Source organism: Amycolatopsis sp. ATCC 39116, assembly GCF_000231075.2.
GTDB classification, from domain to species: Bacteria; Actinomycetota; Actinomycetes; order Mycobacteriales; family Pseudonocardiaceae; genus Amycolatopsis_E; species Amycolatopsis_E tucumanensis.
On record NZ_AFWY03000006.1, the window covers coordinates 94,534 to 112,085 of the forward strand.

Annotated in this window: 13 protein-coding genes; all 13 read right to left on the reverse strand. The window is 71.9% G+C overall.

Going from position 1 to position 17,552, the window contains the following annotated elements:
• On the reverse strand, positions 1-1,128 hold the full coding sequence (locus AMY39116_RS0309520) for a nucleotidyltransferase family protein (protein WP_027935779.1): 1,128 nt from the start codon (positions 1,126-1,128) through the stop codon (positions 1-3).
• Between the two features lie 11 nt (positions 1,129-1,139).
• Positions 1,140-2,672 carry a right-handed parallel beta-helix repeat-containing protein gene (locus tag AMY39116_RS0309525; RefSeq protein WP_020417460.1) on the reverse strand — a complete coding sequence of 511 codons (1,533 nt, stop codon included), beginning with the start codon at positions 2,670-2,672 and terminating at the stop codon, positions 1,140-1,142.
• Positions 2,673-2,731: 59 nt separating this feature from the next.
• A complete protein-coding gene (locus AMY39116_RS0309530; RefSeq protein ID WP_020417461.1) occupies positions 2,732-3,400 on the reverse strand; it encodes a phosphatase PAP2 family protein in 669 nt (222 codons plus the stop codon).
• 195 nt (positions 3,401-3,595) lie between these two features.
• Positions 3,596-4,585: a GHMP kinase gene (locus AMY39116_RS0309535; RefSeq protein ID WP_020417462.1), complete on the reverse strand. Its 990-nt coding sequence runs from the start codon at positions 4,583-4,585 to the stop codon at positions 3,596-3,598.
• A complete protein-coding gene (locus AMY39116_RS0309540) occupies positions 4,582-5,280 on the reverse strand; it encodes a nucleotidyltransferase family protein (protein WP_020417463.1) in 699 nt (232 codons plus the stop codon). The genes AMY39116_RS0309535 and AMY39116_RS0309540 overlap by 4 nt, the downstream gene beginning before the upstream one ends.
• The gene (locus AMY39116_RS0309545) at positions 5,277-6,389 is read right to left on the reverse strand and encodes an SDR family NAD(P)-dependent oxidoreductase (protein ID WP_020417464.1); all 1,113 of its coding nucleotides are present in this window, start codon (positions 6,387-6,389) and stop codon (positions 5,277-5,279) included. The genes AMY39116_RS0309540 and AMY39116_RS0309545 overlap by 4 nt, the downstream gene beginning before the upstream one ends.
• Positions 6,386-7,516 (reverse strand): glycosyltransferase family 1 protein, encoded by a 1,131-nt coding sequence (locus AMY39116_RS0309550; RefSeq protein ID WP_020417465.1) that lies wholly within the window; start codon positions 7,514-7,516, stop codon positions 6,386-6,388. The genes AMY39116_RS0309545 and AMY39116_RS0309550 overlap by 4 nt, the downstream gene beginning before the upstream one ends.
• Positions 7,517-7,520: 4 nt before the next feature.
• Entirely contained in the window at positions 7,521-8,708 is a 1,188-nt protein-coding gene (locus tag AMY39116_RS0309555; protein ID WP_020417466.1) for an HAD-IIIA family hydrolase, read from the reverse strand.
• 67 nt (positions 8,709-8,775) lie between these two features.
• A complete protein-coding gene (locus tag AMY39116_RS0309560; RefSeq protein WP_020417467.1) occupies positions 8,776-9,999 on the reverse strand; it encodes a membrane protein in 1,224 nt (407 codons plus the stop codon).
• Positions 9,999-11,480: a right-handed parallel beta-helix repeat-containing protein gene (locus tag AMY39116_RS0309565; protein ID WP_020417468.1), complete on the reverse strand. Its 1,482-nt coding sequence runs from the start codon at positions 11,478-11,480 to the stop codon at positions 9,999-10,001. Before AMY39116_RS0309565 ends, AMY39116_RS0309560 begins: the two co-directional genes overlap by 1 nt.
• Before the next feature lie 50 nt (positions 11,481-11,530).
• Positions 11,531-13,468 carry a heparinase II/III family protein gene (locus AMY39116_RS0309570; RefSeq protein WP_020417469.1) on the reverse strand — a complete coding sequence of 646 codons (1,938 nt, stop codon included), beginning with the start codon at positions 13,466-13,468 and terminating at the stop codon, positions 11,531-11,533.
• Positions 13,468-15,639 (reverse strand): bi-domain-containing oxidoreductase, encoded by a 2,172-nt coding sequence (locus tag AMY39116_RS0309575; protein ID WP_020417470.1) that lies wholly within the window; start codon positions 15,637-15,639, stop codon positions 13,468-13,470. Before AMY39116_RS0309575 ends, AMY39116_RS0309570 begins: the two co-directional genes overlap by 1 nt.
• Positions 15,640-15,648: 9 nt before the next feature.
• Positions 15,649-17,550, reverse strand: coding sequence for an asparagine synthase (glutamine-hydrolyzing) (gene asnB / locus AMY39116_RS0309580; protein WP_020417471.1), 1,902 nt, complete (start codon positions 17,548-17,550; stop codon positions 15,649-15,651).
• Positions 17,551-17,552 lie beyond the last annotated feature (2 nt).

The following is a 17,552-nucleotide window of genomic DNA, read 5'->3' on the forward strand; positions in this document are numbered from 1 at the left end:
TCAGCGCGTCCCGGTCGGCGAGCCCTTCCGCACCTCGCGCAGCGCGTAGGTGAAGCGGCTCAACGGGTTCCGGTGCCGGTCCGCCGTGTAGTCCGCGTCCGGGAAGACCAGGGCACGCAGGTAGGCCGGCTTGTCGCGCCAGGGCAGGACCCGCAGGGTGGCCACGGCCTGCGCCGCGAACGTCTTGTCCGGCGTCGTGTGCAACCCCAGCCACGACTCGTCCCGCGGCGACGGCACGTAAGCCACCGCCCAGTGCGCCAGCGGGCCGGGGACCTTGATCCCCAGCAGGCGCACCGTGTCGGCCACCGCGGCGGCGACCACGGCCTCCGCGCCCCACGACCCGGCCAGCGCCAGCACCGGCCCCGGATCCACCACGCGCAGCATCTCCGCCACGTCCCGCAGCGACCCGAGCCGCAGCGGCCAGTCGCCGAGGGCCGCGTGGTAGCAGGCGTGCAGGAACCGGTTCGGCGGCGACAGCGCCCGCACCGCTCGGCCGCCGATGGCGAACTCCTGCCCGGCGTCCCACACCGCGTCCAGGTCGACCCGCCGCCCCCACGGCCCGAGGACGAAGGTGCGGTGCAGGTCCAGCTCGTACCCGGCGGGCGGGCGCAACGTCATGCCCTTGTCGAAGCGCCGGTCGAACCCCGGCCGCGGCTCGGCGAGCGTGCGCTGGAACCCGGCCGCCCCCAGCACCGCGACGGTCCGGTCGATGTCCGCCGCGCGCACCATCACGTCCAGGTCGTTGAAGGACCGCAGCGCCGGATCGGGGTAGTCCAGGTGCGCCACCGCCGTGCCCTTGAGCACCCGCGCCTCGATGCCCGCCCCGTCGAGCAGGTCCAGGATCCGCAGCAGCTCGTGCTCCAGCACCAGCACGCGCATCTGGTTGGTGGCGTGCGCCGACCTCACCTCGCGTGCCTGCTCGCCGGTCGCCGGGAACGCGCCCGCGGTGATCGCCGCGGTCAGCAACCCGGTCATCCGGTGCTTCCGCGCCGCCGCGAGCAGCCTCGGCCACTCCTCGGTGGCCACCGGTTCCGCCGGGAACGCCCGGTCACTCCCCGGCAGGCGGTACCCCGCCACGGCGAGCAGCGCCGCCGGGTACTCGCTCTCCGCGCACAACCTGCGTCCCATCCGCCCTCCGCTCATCCGAACGTGCTGCCCGCGTCCTGGTGGTACGGCGCCCCGGTCCACTGCGGGACCGGCACCGTCGTGCTCATGTCCGGGACCGTGAACCGCCACGGCCCGGTGTAGGTGTTGTCGTGCCAGCGGTTGCCCGCCGCGAACACGATGTGCCGCTGGATCACGTCGCCCTGGTACGGCGACCACTCCGGCGAGCTGCCGTAGTTGGACAGCAGCGCCATCCGCCCGCAGAACTCGACCGGGCATCCGCCGTCGACCGCGGCCGGGTCGAACCGGAAGGTGTTGCCGTGAATCTCCAGGCCCGAGGTCCACCAGCGGCAGTCGGTGTACAGCGGCTCGCGGGCGATCGCGGGCGGCGAGCAGACCGAGGTGTTCTCCGGGCCGACGATCAACGTGCAGTCGGCGGTGGTCGACGCGGACGAGTTGCAGAACCGATCCGCGTTGGCCCAGGCCACCACGCCGCCCCAGTTGTTCTCCAGCAGGTTCCCGGTGACCTCGATCTTCGCGGTGCGGGCCGGGATCCGCGCGTCGCCGTCGGTCTCGGACAGGTAGATCGCGCCGGTCGGGAACGGGTCGCGCTCGCCGGCGAACTCGCGGCCGGTTCGCCACGCGTTGTCCCGCAACGTGTTGCCGCGGATCACCGCGTTGTAGGAGATCTCGTAGAAGATGCCGGTGCCGTCGTTGTCCTCGATGAGGTTGCCCTCGATGAGGAAGTCGTTGTTGTTCGTGTCGGCCCACACGGCGGTGCCGTGGTTGCCGTGGATCCAGTTGTCGCGCACGTCGGCGCCGTTGACCGCCCAGAACTTCATCGCGCCGGTGCAGCCGCAGCCGGGCAGCTGCGCCTCCCAGTCCTCGGTGTTGTTGCCGGTGAACTCGTTGCCCTCGACGACGAGATCGGTGATGCGGTTGCCGGACTGGTAGGCGTTCAGGCCGTACTGGCCGTTGTCCGCGAGGCAGTTCCCAGCGATGCGGTTGCGCGCGCCCGCCATCAGCGCCGCGCCGCGGTTGCGGGTCAGGGTGTTGTGCTCGACGGTCCAGCCGTCGCCGGAGTCGTGGTTCACCACGCCCTCGTCGCGGGGCGCGACGAAGTTGCGGATCGTCAGGTGCCGGATCGTGACGCCGGTGGCGCGGCCGGTGATGGCGTACCGGTTGTCGCGGTTGCCGTCCAGCACCGCGCCGGGCCCGCCGAGCAGCGTCGCGCCCGCGCCGGGGCTGATCTGCGAGTACTCGCCGGGCGCGAGCATGTGGACCCCGGGCGCGAACCAGTAGGTCGCGCCCGGCGTGCTGAAGTCGAAGCCCGCGTTGCTGCCTGCCGGGACGACCACCGCGCCGGGCGGTGGCGAAGCCGGCCCGGCCAGCGCCGGGCTGCCGCAGACCGCGGCGGGCGGCGCGGGGGGAGCGGCCGGGGCGCCCTGCGCGGTCGGAACCACGGCCGGCGGGGCGGGATCGGTCGCGACGGCCGCGACGACGCCGGCGAGCGCGAGGACAGCCGCGGCGCCGAGCGCGAGCGGGATCGCCCGGCTCCTCGTGGTCATCACCCGCCCCCGTCCGTCAAGGTGTTCGTCTATGGAAGTCGCCGGGGCGAAAAGCGCCGTTACCCTCCGGCGTTCACACGATCGGCTACTCGATCGATCGCCAGCGCGGCGACGACCACCACGGCCAGGGACGTGCAGAACCCGCCGACGGTGTCGGTGAGGTAGTGGACCCGGGACGCGGTCTGCGACCACGACATCGCCGCGCCGCACAGCACCGCCAGGCCGAGCACCAGCGGCAGCCCGGCGCGGCCGAGTCGGAACCGGTCGGCGAGCAGCAGCCCGACGACGATCCCGAGCGAGGTGACCAGCGCGGTGTGCCCGCTGGGGTAGGACAGGTGGTCGCCGTTGATCGTCCGGTCCACCACGGGTTTCACCACCGTGGTGAGCACCCCGGTCGCGGCGGGCCCGGCGACGGCGAGCAGCGCGAGACGACGGCGTCGCGCGGCGAAGCAGATCACGGCGAGGACCACGACCAGTCCGGCGGCCCACCCCGGATCCCCCGCGGTGCCGACGGCCCACGAGACGTCGAACGACAACGACGGTTCGCGCACGCTGTCCCGCAACGCCTCGTACGCGCGCTGGTCGAGCGCGGTGCCGGTGCCGTCACCGGAGAAGAGCACGCCGAGCACGAGCGCCACGACCCCCGCCACGGCGGCGGCAGCCGCGAGCGGAACCCGCAGCGCGGGTGGGACGGCGGGCCGGGGGGCCTGCACGTTCGTCTGGTCCACGTGGGGAAGTCGCCGCCGATCGGCGTATTGTTGCCACCCGGCAGGCAAATGGCCTGGCACGGTGGGTTGTGGCCGGCCGCGGCGTCGGTGCCGGTGGTGGTCGCGTGCAGCACCGCCGCGGGCGGTCCCGCCGGGTTCGTGCGCCCGTCGTGCTGTACCCGCACACCGTTTCGACGGGTCTTGTCGCGGCCCTGGTCAGCTCCAGATGTCGCGGTGCACGTTGAAGATGATGCGGGACCCCAGCCGCTCCAGTTTGATCGGCAGTTCCTTCATCGTGGTGAGCCGGGCGCGCACCGCGTGCTGGTGTTCCAGCGGGCAGCTCACCAGCAGGAACCCGCCGCCGCCCGCGCCGGTCACCTTCGCCCCGGTCGCGCCCGCCGACAGCGCCGCGTCGACGGCCTCGTCGATCTGCTGGTTGGACACCCCGGACGCGAGCGAGCGCTTGGCCTCCCAGCTCTTGCGCAGCGCGGTGCCCAGCGCGGACAGCTCGCCGCCGCGCAGGCCGTCCGCCGCTTCGCCCGCGAGGTCGCGCAGCTGCCCCAGCTGGGTGAGCTTGTTGCCGACGTTCGCGTTCTGCTCGCCGAGGATCGTGTTGGCGCTGCGCGTGATGCCGGTGAAGAACAACATCAGCTCGTCCTGCAGCTTCCGCCAGTCCGCGCGCGGCAGGTCGATCTGCTCGACCCCGACCGCGTCGCCCGGCCCGAACTGCAGGTCGCACAACCCGCCGAAGGCGGCCGCGTACTGGTCCTGCTTGCCGATCGGCTTGCGGCACCGGTCGATCTCGATCGCGCACGCCCGCTCGGCCAGCTCCTCGGCCGTCACCTGCCTGCCCTGGTAGGCGAACAACGCGTGCAGCAGCCCCACCGTCACCGACGACGACGACCCGAGCCCGGACCCGGCCGACGGGATGTCGGCGAGCGTGGTGATCTCCACGCCGCTGCGCACCCCGGTCATGTGCATGGCCTCGCGCACCAGCTCGTGCTCGAGGTCCTCGACGCGGGAGACGATCTCCTTGCGCGAGTAGTTGACGTAGATCTCGTCGTCGAAGCGCTGCTTGACCACGACGTAGACGTACTTGTCGATGGCCGCGTTGAGCACCCGGCCGCCGTGTTCCCGGTAGTAGCTGGGCAGATCGGTCCCGCCACCGACGAGCCCGATGCGCAGCGGGGTCTGGGTGATGATCACGATGCTCGCCTGCCTTGCCAGACTTCGCGTGCCCTGGACAGGGCCGCGGGGGTGCCGATGTCGAGGAACCACGAGTCGCCGAGGGAGACCGCGCGGGCGCGCCCGACGAGCGCGGGCAGCAGGTCGTAGCCGATGTCCCGGGGCGGCGGGCCGATCAGGTCGAGCACCGTGGGGGAGAACGCGTACATCCCCGCGTTGGCCAGGTCGCCCGGCGGGTCGGCGGGCTTTTCCACGAACCCCGTCACCAGCCCGTCGTCGACCGTGAGGATTCCGCACTGCGTCGGATCGGGCGCCCGGAACACCGACAACGTCGCGATCGCCCCGCCCGCGCGGTGCGCGCCGACCAGCACCCGCAGGTCGAAGTCCGTCAGGTTGTCGGCGTTGAGCGCCAGGAACACCTCCTCGCCGGCGACGAACTCCCGGTTGGCCCGCAGCGTGCCCGCGCTGCCGAGCAGTTCCGGCTCCTCGACGGTGTGCACGACCGGACCGCCGTCGCGCCCGGCCAGGTGCCGCCGGACCAGCGGCGCGAGGTGGTGCAGGTTGACCAGCACCTCGTCCACCCCGGCGGCCGCGAGCGCGTCCAGCCAGATGTCCAGCATCGGCCGCCCGCCGATCTCGACGAGGCACTTGGGGGTGTGGTCGGTCAGGGGCCGCAGCCGCGTCCCCAGCCCGGCCGCGAGCAGGAACGCCTTCACGACCCCGCCTTGCGCACCACGCCGAGCGAACGCATCTTGGCGTCGGCCTCGGATAGGATTTCCTCCAGGCCCGGCATGTCCCGCAACCACGCGGCGTACTCGGCGACCGAGTCCGCCGGGGTCCGCTTCGGGGACCAGCCCAGCTGCTTGAGCGCGTCGACGTCGGAGAGGATGTGCCGGGTGTCGCCGAAGCGGTACTCGCCGCTGATCCGGCCCGGCCGGTCCGATCCGTACTGCCGGCGCACGACCTCGGCGAACTCCTGCGTGGTGTACCCGGTCCCACCGCCGACGTTGAACACCCGCCCCGCCGCGCGGTCGTCGGCGAGCACCAGCACGTTCGCGTCGACGACGTCGTGGATGTTGACGTAGTCGCGGATGTTCTGCCCGTCCTCGTACAGGGTCGGCGCGCCGCCGAGCAGGTAGTGCAGGTTGAAGATGCGGCACGCGCCGGAGTAGGCGTTGTAGACCGACTGCCGCGGGCCCTGCACGATGCTGTAGCGCAGGGCGACGGTCGGGATGCCGTAGCGGCGCCCGAGGTTGACTGCCACGACCTCCTCGCCGTGCTTGGACATGCCGTAGGCGTTCTGCGGGTTGGCGACGCGTTCCGGTGTCGCCAGCACCTCGATCGGCTCGCTGCACACCGCGCAGCCGATGTCCCAGCGCGCGGCCCGCAGCGCGGACTCCGGGCGCATGTCCGGCGTCTGCTCGCCGTGCGCCGCGCACCGGTACAGCCCTTCGCCCATCGCCGCCTGCGAGGACGCCACGACGATCCGCTGCAGGTCGAGTTTCTCGGCGACCACGATCTCGTAGATCATCGCGGTCGAGGTGACGTTGACGTCGGTGAACTTGGCGAAGTCCGGCAGGTAGTCCTGGTAGGCGGCGAAGTGGTAGACCGCGTCCACCCGGCGCAGCAGGTTGCGCACCAGGTCGCGGTTGCGCACGTCGCCCTCGTAGAACTCCACGCCGGGCGTGAGGTGGTTCGGCTTGCCGTCGCGGTGCACCGGCGCGGCCAGGACGTCCAGCACGATCACCTCGTGCCCCAGCTCGACGAGCCGGTCGCAGGTGTGCGAGCCGATGAACCCGGCACCGCCGGTGACCAGGACCCTCATCGGGCGTGCACCTCGCGGTACACGTCGAGCGTCCGCGCCGCGGTGGCCGCCCAGGTGAACTCGCCGGCGCGTTCCGGTCCGCGGGCCCGCAGCCGCTCGCCCTCCGGGCCGCACGCCTTGACGATCTGGTCGGCGATCGAGTCCGCGTCCTTAGGGTCGGCCAGCAGCGCCGCCCCGCCCGCGGTCTCCGGCATCGCTGTCACGTTCGAGGTGACCACCGGGCACGCCGACGCCATGGCCTCCAGGATCGGCAGGCCGAACGTCTCGTTGTGCGACGGGTACACGAACACGTCCGCGGCGCGGTAGAAGTGCACCGTCTCCTCCAGCGGCACCCCGCCCACCCACACGATGTCGTCCGCCACGCCGAGCCGCGCGGCCAGCGCCTTGAGCTCGCCGACGTACTCGACGTCCCGGCCGGGTCCGACGACGACCAGCTGCCTGCCGCCGAGGTCGGACTTCGCCGCGGCGAACGCGCGGATCAGGCCCTCGCAGTTCTTGTACGGCCACAGCGACGACACGAACAACACGAAGTTCTCGCGCACCCCGTACCGCTTCGCGACGTGCGCGAACGCCTCGTCCCGGTCGCCGGGGTTGAACAGCTCGTGGTCGACCGCCTCCGGGATGAGCCGGATCTTCGCCGGATCGACCTTCAGGTACCGCTGCACCTCGTCGACCAGGCTGCGCGAGTTGAGGATGATGGCGTCGGCCAGGCGGGCGGTGCGCGGGTAGCTCAGCTGGCGGTACAGCCGCGCGGGCGGCGAGATCGCGTGCGGCGTCGTGTACGCGTGCAGTGTCTTGATGTGCACCACGAGTTTCGGCGCGGACTTCACGATCGGCGCCATCAACGTGTTCAGCACGTCGATCCCGCTCAGCGGCAGCCGCAGCGGCGAGTACAGGTGCTCCGACAGCGTGCGCAGGTTGCGCTTCTCGTTCGACCACGGGTAGGTGATGTAGCCGACGCTGCGGCCGTAGTCGTGCGTCGGCCGCGACTTCGGGCTCACCATCAGGTGGAACGACTCGCCGTCGCGGAGCAGCCTGGTCATCTCGGGGATGACGCGGGTCCAGAACCAGTGCGCGCCCGACGGGTTGAACGGGTCGTCGGTGAGCAGGTTGATCGCGACGCGCATGCGGTCAGAATGTCTGCGAGACAACGGCATCTGGGGTCATCCTCGACTGTCGGACGTACTGGGCCAGCAGGTGCATGCACGCCTGGTGGGCGTCTTCGACGACGCCGTAGTTGGCGGAGTCGACGTGGATGGAGACCTCGGCCCGGCGGCGGGCGGGCCCGCCGGCGAAACCGGTGAGCGCGATGGTCGGCATTTCGTGCGCCGCCGCCCAGTCCAGCGCCCGCACGATGTTCGGCGAGCGGCCCGAGGACGAGATGACGATCAGCACGTCACCCGGCCGCGCCTGGGACTGCAACTGGTACTCGAAGACGTGTTCGTAGCCGAGGTCGTTGGCGATCGCGCTGAACAGCTCCACGTTGGTGCTCAGGCTCTGCACGCGCGTGGTGACACCGGTGCCGTTGCGCACGCCCTTCACGTGGTCGCACTGCAGGTGGTTGGCGATCGACGCGGATCCGCCGTTGCCGCAGGCGAACACGGCCGAATCGCGGTCGTAGGCGGCATTCAGGATCTTCGCCGCGCGGCTGACCTGCTCCAGGTCCACGGTGGCGAAGGCGCGCGCCAGCTCGGCGACGTAGGCGCCGCCGTAGGAGTCGGCCCGGTGGAACTTCGCGGCCGGGAACTTGGGCGCCTTTTGCTGCTCCGGCGCGGGTGCGGTGTCGCCGCCGAGGATGAACCGCACGGCGGCGGCGAGGTCGGGGAACGTGTCCACGCCCGTCACGGCCGAGCCGGGCGGCCCGACGTGCAGCGGTTTCGCGCCGACGGCCCGCGCTAGCCCGACGTCGGCCGGGCTGTCCCCGACCACCCAGGACGCGGACAGGTCCAGGTCGAGCGCTTCCGCGGCGGCCAGCGCCATGCCCGGCCCCGGCTTGCGGTCGGCGCTGCGGCGGGCGAAGGCCTCCACGATGCCGTCCGGGTGGTAGGGGCAGAACAACCACAGGTCGACGTGCGCGCCGTGCCGCGCCATCTCGGCGATCATGTGCTTGTGGACCTGCTCCACGTCGGCGATGCCGTAGTACCCGCGGGCGACGCCGGCCTGGTTGGTGACCACGGCGACCGGGATGCCGGCCCGGTTGAGCGCGGCGATCGCCGCGATGGACCCGTCGATGAACTCGACCCGGTCGACGGAGCCGACATACCCGCTGTCGACGATGATCGTGCCGTCGCGATCGAGCAGAACCCCTGGCTGGCTCACGGTTCGACCACCTCTCTGCGATGTCTTGAGGTCGCGCGCGGGCGCTGGTCCGTTACGGGTTCGCCGCTCACCGCGGTACCGTCCTTTGTGGAGTGCCGGCGAGGAGGCCAGCCGCGACGGCCAGGTGCAGCAGGTACGGGGAGGCGTCCCCGAGCCCGGCTTCGGTGTAGGAGGCCGCGAGGCAGTACGTGATCAGGAACAACGCGCACGCCCGCCCCGGCGACGGCGGGCGGGCGATGGCCACCACGACGAGGGTCACCAGGAACAACACGACGATCGTGGCGCCCAGGTAGCCCTGCTCGTGGTAGACGGCCAGCCAGCTGTTGTCGATGGGCAGGCCGTCGAAGGACTTGTTGGACAACCCCGTGCCGAAGATCTCCTCGAACCAGGTACGCGGGGTGGCCAGCAGCCGCTCCCACACCTTCGCGCGGCCGGTGAGGTTGCCGAAGTTCTCCGCGTCCTGACCGCGCAGGACCCAGGTCTGCAGCAGCGGCCCGAGCAGGACGGCGCCGATCCCGGCCACGGCGATGCCCCAGGCGAACGCCTTGCGGGCGCGGCCGCTGGTGAGCCACATCGACAGCATCGCGATGACGAGCCCGGCGACCAGGCCGAGGGTCGCCGTGCGGGTGTGGGTCAGCACGAGCAGGACGATCGCCGGGCCGGCGACCATGACCACGCTGCGCGTGTCGGTGAGCTTGTTGATCCACAGCAGCACGGCAAGCCCGGCGGCGATCGCGGCGTACTGCCCGATCTGCGTCGGCGTCAGCGGCCACAGCACGCCGGTGAGCCGGCCGTCGTTGAGTTCCGGCATCGCCAGGCCGGGGGAGATCACCAGGCCGACGGCGACGGAGACCAGCAGCACGGTCAGCACCCTGATGTGCTGGCGGACGAACCAGATCGAGCCGTTCATCCACGGGCTGATCAGCCACAACGTCCCGACGAACAACCCGAGCCGGGCGCACCGGAACAGCGAGCCGAGGCCGGACTCCATTCGCACGCTGCTCGCGAAGCTCGCCACCAGCAGCAGGCTGAGCAGCACCAGGAACGCGCTGGGCCGGATCTTCAGGCGCGGGTTGAGGATCAGGGCGAGCGCGAACGCGATGCCGACCGCGCTCATCGTGAGCGCCTGCGTGACCGGGCGCGGGATCGGGATGAGCGCCGAGACGCCCTGGGTGGCGAGGGTGTTGAAGATCAGCAGCGCCCAGATCGCGCCGAGGATCCGGAAGGTGCGCGGGCCGCGGGCGACGTCGTCCTCGTCGAGTGTCCGCGGCCGGATGCCGGTGAGGCTCATCAGTTGCCGCCCCCTGCCGCGAAGGTGCTGCCGGCGTCCTGCCGGTAGGCCGGGCCCTGCCACTCGATCTGCTCGACCAGCCTGCTCGCGTCGTGCGCGACGAAGGTCCACGGCCCGACGTAGGTGTTGCCGGACCAGCGGTTGTTCTGGTCGAAGGTGATCGCCTGCGGGACCACGTCGCCCTGGTACGGCGACCAGTCCGGCGAGCTGCCGTAGTTGGACAGCAGCGCCATCCGCGCGCACATCGCCTGGCAGCCGATGTTGCGCGGGTTCACCTCGAACCGGTTGCCGTGGACCTGCACGTTCTGGGTCTTCCAGCGGCAGTCGGCGTGCAGCGGGTCCGTGTTGATGCCCGGCGGGGCGCACTTCGCGACGTCCCCGACGACGAGCGTGCAGGTGCCGGTGGACGTGTTGGCGGGGCTGTTGCAGAAGCGGTCCGCGTTCTCCCACAGCGTGACCCCGCCCCAGTTGTCCACGAGGTCGTTGTCGTAGATGTCGATCTTGTCGGTGCGGGCGGGCACGCGCGCGTCACCGCCGGACTCGGAGATGTAGACGGCCGCGGACGGGAAGTTGTCGTCGCGGTCGACGAACTCGCGCCCGCTGACCAGGTTGTTGCGCTTCAGCGTGTTGCCGCGGATGGTCGCGTTGTAGCTGGTCTCGTAGAAGATCGCGGTGCCGTCGTTGTTCTCGATGAGGTTGTTCTCGATCAGGAAGTCGTTGTTGTTGGTGTCGGCCCAGATGCCCGGCCCGCGGTTGTCGTGGATCCAGTTGCCGCGGATGTCGGCGCCGTCGACCTCCCAGAACTTCATCGCGCCGGTGCAGCCGCAGCCGTCGGGGTACTTGCTCTCCACGTCGTCGGCGTTGTTGCCGACGAACTCGTTGCCCTCCAGCACGAGATCGGTGACGTCGCCGCAGCAGGCGTTGAGCCCGTACTGCCCGTTGTCCTTGAGGCAGTTGCCCGTCATGACCTGGCGCGCGCCCGCCATCATCGCGGCGCCGCGGTTGTCGGTGAGCAGGTTCGACCGGATGACCCAGCCCGCGCCGGAGTCGTGGTTGACCACGCCCTCGTTGTCCGGCGCGTCGAACCCGGTCACCGTGAGGTGCTGGACGGTCACCCCGCTCGCCTTGCCGCTGAAGGCGTACCGGTTGGTGTGGCGCCCGTCGACGACCGCTCCCGGGGCGCCGGTGTAGGTGTTGCCGTCCTTCGGCGCGACCTGGTCGAACTCGTCGGTGCCGAGGGTGTGCGTGCCGGGCTGCAGCCAGAACGTGGTGCCCGGCGGGCTGGCCTTCGTCTTGGCCTGGAGGTCGCCCGGCACGGCGGCGTCGACGACGACCGCGCCGGCCGGCGGCTCCGCGGGGCCGGGCGGCAGGTTGCCGCACGCACCGGAACCCGCGATTGCCGCGGTGGTGTCCGCCGGTTCCGGGGTGGGGGTGCACGCGAGCGCGGCCAGTGGCGCCAGGACGCCGAGGAACACCGCCACCCAGCGGGCTCGGGTCGTCGTTGGTGCGGGCACGGCGGGCAACCTCCCGGCTAGTCGGCGAAGCGCAGCAGTGTGGTGAGCGGGCCGGCGCGGCCGGTGAGCCCACTGCCGATCAGGGTCGTGGCCGGTTCGCGGCGGCCGTAGCCGGGCGAGTACCAGCCGAGCGGCGGGTCGGTCTGGCCGCGGTGCGCGGTCCAGGTGAGCGCCGCGGGAAGGTCGAGGATCGCCGCCCGGTCGCGGCCGCCCGCGGTCCACGTCAGCACCGCCGCGTTGCCGGTCAGCTCGGCGCTCACCCGCGGGCCGAGGTGGAACGCGAGCCGCGCCGGGTGGTGCCGGTCGTCGGTGATCTCGTCGGTGATCCGCAGTTCCCGTTCGGCCGGGTCGAGATCGACGGTGCGCCGGTGCACGGCGGGCCGGTAGCCGTCGTGCTCGGCGGACCACCGCGCCACCCCGCCGCCGGGGCGGGCCAGCACGCGGGTGCGCGCGTGCCGCGTCCACAGGAACGGGCCGCCCGAAGTGGACTGGTCGGCGTCGTCCAGCTGCACCGTGTTGTGGCCGAGCGTGGACCGGAAGTACGCCCGCCACCCGGGTTCGCCGTGGTAGCAGTAGGTTCCCGGGTCGGCGAGAACGTCGACGCCGTCGTGCCGCACCTCGACCGACAACGCGTCGGCGTGCGCGTGCGCGGCGATGGACAGGAACCCGTGCGGGCCGCCGTCGCAGCGGCACCAGATCTCGCCGCGGCCGTCCCCGGCCGGGGTGCGCAGCAGGGTCAGCCCGGCGTCGGCGAAGTGGTCCGGTCGCGTGCGTGGCCGGTCCGCGGCCTCGAAGCGACGGGCGAGCGCGGTGAGCAGCGGCGTCCGGGCGTCCCCGCCGCGCGGGCTCGGCCACCAGTCCAGCCGTCCGAACAGGACGTCCCCGGTCGCCAGCAGCGACGACCACCGGTTGACCCCGGCGCCGTCGAGCACGAGCCCGTGCCCGTCGTCGCTGTCGCCCTGGCGCGGCGGGTGCAGCCGCACGTCGACGACGGCCGCGAGCGCGTCGGTCATCCGCAGCAGCGTCCGCCACAGCGAGTCCGGCGCCGCCGGGCCGGCCTCGATCGCCGCGGCCAGGCCCAGTTCCAGGACCAGGCCGTGGTACTCGGTGGCCAGCTCCCGGTTCAGGCCCGAGCCGAACGTGTTGGCCGCCAGGTGCTCGTCCAGCGAGCGCAGCGCCGCCGCCCGCCAGCCGGCCGATTCGGGGAACCACGGGAACGCGCAGGACGCGGCAAGCTGCCCGGCCGCCTCGGCGATGACGTGGTTGTTCGCCGACGACCCGCGGCTCGGGAAGGTGGCGAGCCACCGCTGGTGGTGCCAGATCTGGTGCAGCGCCTCGGGGTTGTCCTCGAACAGCCCGGACGCGCCGGGCCAGCCGTCGAGCAGCCGCCGCACCCACACCCAGGACAGCAGCCGGATGCCCAGCTCGATCCCGCTGACCCAGTGCACGCTCGTCATCGGCGCGTTCGCCGCCCACCACGACTTCAGGTGGTCGGCGACGCGCTCGGCGTAGCGGTCCTCACCGGTCAGCGCGTACGCGGTGGCCAGCACGGTGAGGTGCTGGTGCCGCGACGGCTCCCAGATCTGCTTGATGTCGCCGACGACGTCCTCGTGCCGGTAGGGGATGTCGAAGGCGAAGGTGTCGGCGGGCGCGTGCCGCCCGGTCTTCGGGTCGAACGACCAGTCCGGGCTCACCATGTCGTGCCGCCGCAGGCCGAAGTACTCGGCGCGGCCGTCGAGCAGCCGGTCCGCGGTCTCCAGCACGCGGGCCCGCGCGTCCGCCGGGACCTGCACGCCGTCGGGCAGCACCGCGGTGAACCGGCGGCCGGGCAGCGGCGCGGACGCCTCGGGCAGCGCGCGCCGCAGCCTGCGCCGGTTCAGCACGTCCGCCGCGCGGCCGGCGACCTCGCGCGGGCCCATCCGCGACAGCCGCCGCAGGTACCAGGCGGGGTCCATCATGACGTGGTTCCGATCTTGACCGGCACGCCGGTGGCCAGGCTGGTCTGCACCGCGAGCGTCGCGAGCGTGGTCGCGACCAGCGACTCCAGCGGCACCGGCATCGGGCCACCCGAGGTGACCGCGGTGACGAACGCGTCCAGCTCGGCGTGCTGCCCCTTATCGCGGCCCTTCGGCAGGCGCGAGCTGGTCCACCGCTTGCGCCCGTACACCGAGGCGCGCGCGAAGTCGTCGAACTTCAGCACCTTGCCATCGGCGACGACGTCCAGCGTTTCCTTGGGGAAGCTCGTCGAACCGCTGGTGGCGTAGCTGATGGTCGCGGTCGAGCCGTCCGGGTACCGCAGCACGACCTGCAGGTCCTGCTGGTCCGGCGTGGCGCACGCGTAGACCGACACCGGGTCCGCGCCGAGCAGCCAGCTCACCGTGTCGATGAAGTGCCCGCCCTCGCCGGCGAACCGGGTGCCCTCGGAACCGGCCTGGTTGTACCAGCTGCCGTGCTCCAGGCGGCCCGCGTTGACCAGGTACCGCACCGACGCCGCGCCGATGCGCCTGCCGAACCGGCCGGTGGCCTCGTGCAGCAGCGGCGCGAACCGCCGGTTGAACCCGACCTGCAGCCGGTCGTTGCCGGACTCCTCGATCGCGCCGAGCACCTTGCCCAGCTCGGCTTCGCTGAGCGCCAGCGGCTTCTCCACGAACACCGCCTTGCCCGCCAGCAGCGCGCGGCGGGTCAGTTCGGCGTGCGAGCTGTGCCGGGTCACCACGAACACCGCGTCGATCTCCGGGTCGGCGAGTGTGGCGTCCACATCGGTCGTGGCCTCGGTGAACCCGAACTTCCGCTTGGCGTTCGCGCCCGACAGGGCGGACGTGGTGACGACGCGTCGCAGCTCGACGTCCTCCCGTTCGGCCAGGTGCGGCAGCAGCATCGAGGACGCGTAGTTGCCCGCGCCGATGAACGCCGTGCGCACCTTGCCCATCCGCTGCGACGTGCGGATCGGCTCGCGCCGGGGGACTTCCGCGACGAGTGCGGGCTCCTCGGCGTCCTTGGCCACGTCGGGGTACCGGAAGAGAACGGCGACGGCCTTCAGCTCGCCCTCGTTGAGCCTGCGGTAGGTCTCCACGGCGGTCGAAAAGTCCGCGACGTGCGAGACCAGCGGCTCGACGTCGACCCGTCCGCGGGCGATCAGGTCGAGGAAGCACTCCAGGTTGCGCCGCTCGGTCCAGCGCACGTAACCGATCGGGTAGTCACGGCCGTCCAGTTCGTACTCCGGGTCGTACCGGCCGGGGCCGTAGGAGCGGGAGAACCGGACGTCGAGTTCCTTTTCGTAGTAGGCGTTCCACGGCAGGTCGAGACGGCACTTGCCGATGTCGACCACGCGGCCGCGGTCGCGGGCGAGCTTCGCGGCCAGCTCGACCGGCTCGTTCGTGCTGCCGCCCGCGGCGAGGTACACCTGGTCGACGCCGTGCCCGCCGGTCAGCTCGCCGACCGCGATCTCCACGTCCCCGGAGCCGGGGTGCCCGCACACCGACGCGCCCAGCCGTTCGGCCAGCTTGCACCGCTCCTGGTCCGGGTCCACGCCGACCACCCGCACGCCGGACGCGGCCAGCAGCTGCACGACCAGCTGCCCGATCAGGCCGAGCCCGATGACCAGCGCGACGTCGCCGAGCTGCGGCTCCCCGCGCCGGACGCCCTGCATGGCGATCGCGCCGACGGTCGCGAAGGACGCGTGCCGCGGCGCGACCCCGGCGGGCACCCGCGTGTAGAGGTTCTTCGGCACCCAGTTCAGCTCGGAGTGCAGCGCGTGTTCGTTGCCCGCACAGGCGACGAAATCCCCGACGGCGACATCGTCGATCCCGGGCCCGACCTCCTCGACCAAGCCGCACAGCGAGTAGCCGAGCGGGGTGTAGGAGTCGAGCCGGTTCATCACCTTGCGGTAGGTGGCGCCGACGCCGTTGGCCGCGACGCTCTGCACGACCTTCGCGACCTGATCCGGCCGCGACCGCGCCTTGCGCAGCATCGACATGCTCGCCTCGGACACCTTCATCATCTCGGTGCCCGTCGAAATGAGCGAGAACGCGGTCCGCACGAGCACGCCGCCCGGCTTGCACGCCGGCGCCTCGACGTCCAGCAGCGCCAGCTCGCCGCTCTTGTAGTTCTGTACGACCTGCTTCACCAGGGCTCCTTACGCTGCTCGCTCGGCCGCGCCGGCTTCGGTCGCGCTGCGGTACCAGTACTCCAGGGTCAAGACGTGCCAGAGGTGCTTGGACCGGTCCTCGCGGCCGGCGGCGTCCTCGTCGACCAGCCGCTGCAACGCCTCGCGCCGCAGGAACCCGGACTTCACGAGGACACCGTCGTGCACGACCTCGCGCACCAGCGGCGCCAGATCGCGGCTCATCCACGCCCGCAGCGGGGCGCTGAACAGGCCCTTCGGCCGGTAGACGATCTCCTTCGGCAGGATCGACAGCGCGGCTTCCTTCAGCGCGGCCTTGCCCTGCCGCCCGGCGATCTTGCGGTTGCCGGGCAGGCTGAACGCGGCCTTGACGACCTCGACGTCCACGAACGGCACCCGCACCTCGGTGGAGGCGGCCATGGTGGAGCGGTCGGTGTAGGTCAGGTTCAGCCCCGGCAGGAACATCCGCGCGTCGGCGAGGCACATGCGGTTGACGAAGTCGTCGAGCAGGTTGTCGTGGTAGGTGTCGGCGTGCTCGGTGAGCACGTCGTCCACCGCGCCGGCGAGGTCGGGCGCGACCAGGCCGGCGAGCTCGTCCCGGTCGTACATCGTGTAGCTGCGCCGGAACGCGGTCTCCTCCGGCAGGGTCGCGAAGGACAGGAACCGCTTCGCGAAGCGGACCGACCGGAAGCCCCGCTTCGAGGTCGCCACCGGCAGCCGGTCCACAACGGACTCCAGCGGCGTGCGCACCGCGCCGGGGATCTTCTGGTAGCGCAACGCGATCAGGTTCGCCAGGTGCTTGCGGTAGCCGGCGAACAGCTCGTCCGCGCCCATCCCGGACAGCATCACCTTCACGCCGGCCTCCCGCGCGGCCAGGCAGATCAGGTAGCTGTTGATGGCCGCCGGGTCGCCGATCGGCTCGTCCAGGTGGTAGGTCAGGTGCGGCAGCAGGTCCTGCACGTTCGGCGCGATCTCGATCTCGTGCAGGTCGACGCCGAAGCGGTCGGCCACGATCCGCGCGTACCGCAGGTCGTCCGGCATGGCTTCGAACTTCGCGTCCTCGGCGCGGAAACCGATGGTGTAGGCGGAGATCCCGGGGGAGTACTTGGCCGCCAGCGCGGTCAGGTAGCTGGAGTCCAGGCCGCCGGACAGGAACGTCGCCACCGGCACGTCGGAGAGCAGGTGCTTGCGGGTGGAGTCCTCGACGACCGCGGCCAGGTCGGCGGGCGGGCCGTGCCGGGCCTCGGTCGCGACGTCCCGCAGGATCCAGTAGCGGCCGGTGTCCACCCGGCCGTTCGGGCGCATGCGCAGCCACGAGCCCGGCGGCAGCTTGCGTGCCTCGCGGAACGCGCACCGGCTGTCCGGCACCCAGTAGTAGAGCAGCGACGCGACCAGCGCGGTCTCGTCCACGTGCAGCCCGCCGATCTCGCCGGCGAGAGCTTTCAGCTCGGAGGAGAACGCGATCCCGTCGCCGCGGCGCACGTAGAACAGCGGCTTGATGCCGAGCTGGTCGCGGGCGAGGAACAGCTCACCGGTGCGCTCGTCGAAGATCCCGAAGGCGAACATGCCGCGCAGCCGCGGCAGGCACTCGACGCCCCAGCGCCGCCACGCCTCCAGCAGGACCTCGGTGTCGGAGGTGCCGCGGAACCGCACGCCCTTGCTCATCAGCTCGGCCCGCAGCTCGGGCGCGTTGTACAGCTCCCCGTTGTAGGTCAGCGCCAGTCCGCCGGAGACCATCGGCTGCGCGCCCGTCTCGGACAGGTCGATGATCGACAACCGGCGGTGGCCCAGGTGCACGTCACCGTGGTCGTAGCGGCCCTCGCCGTCCGGCCCGCGGTGGGCCAGGCGCTTGGTGAGCCGGTCGGTCAGCGGGCCACCGTCGGGCCAGCGGTAGGTTCCTGCGACACCGCACATGG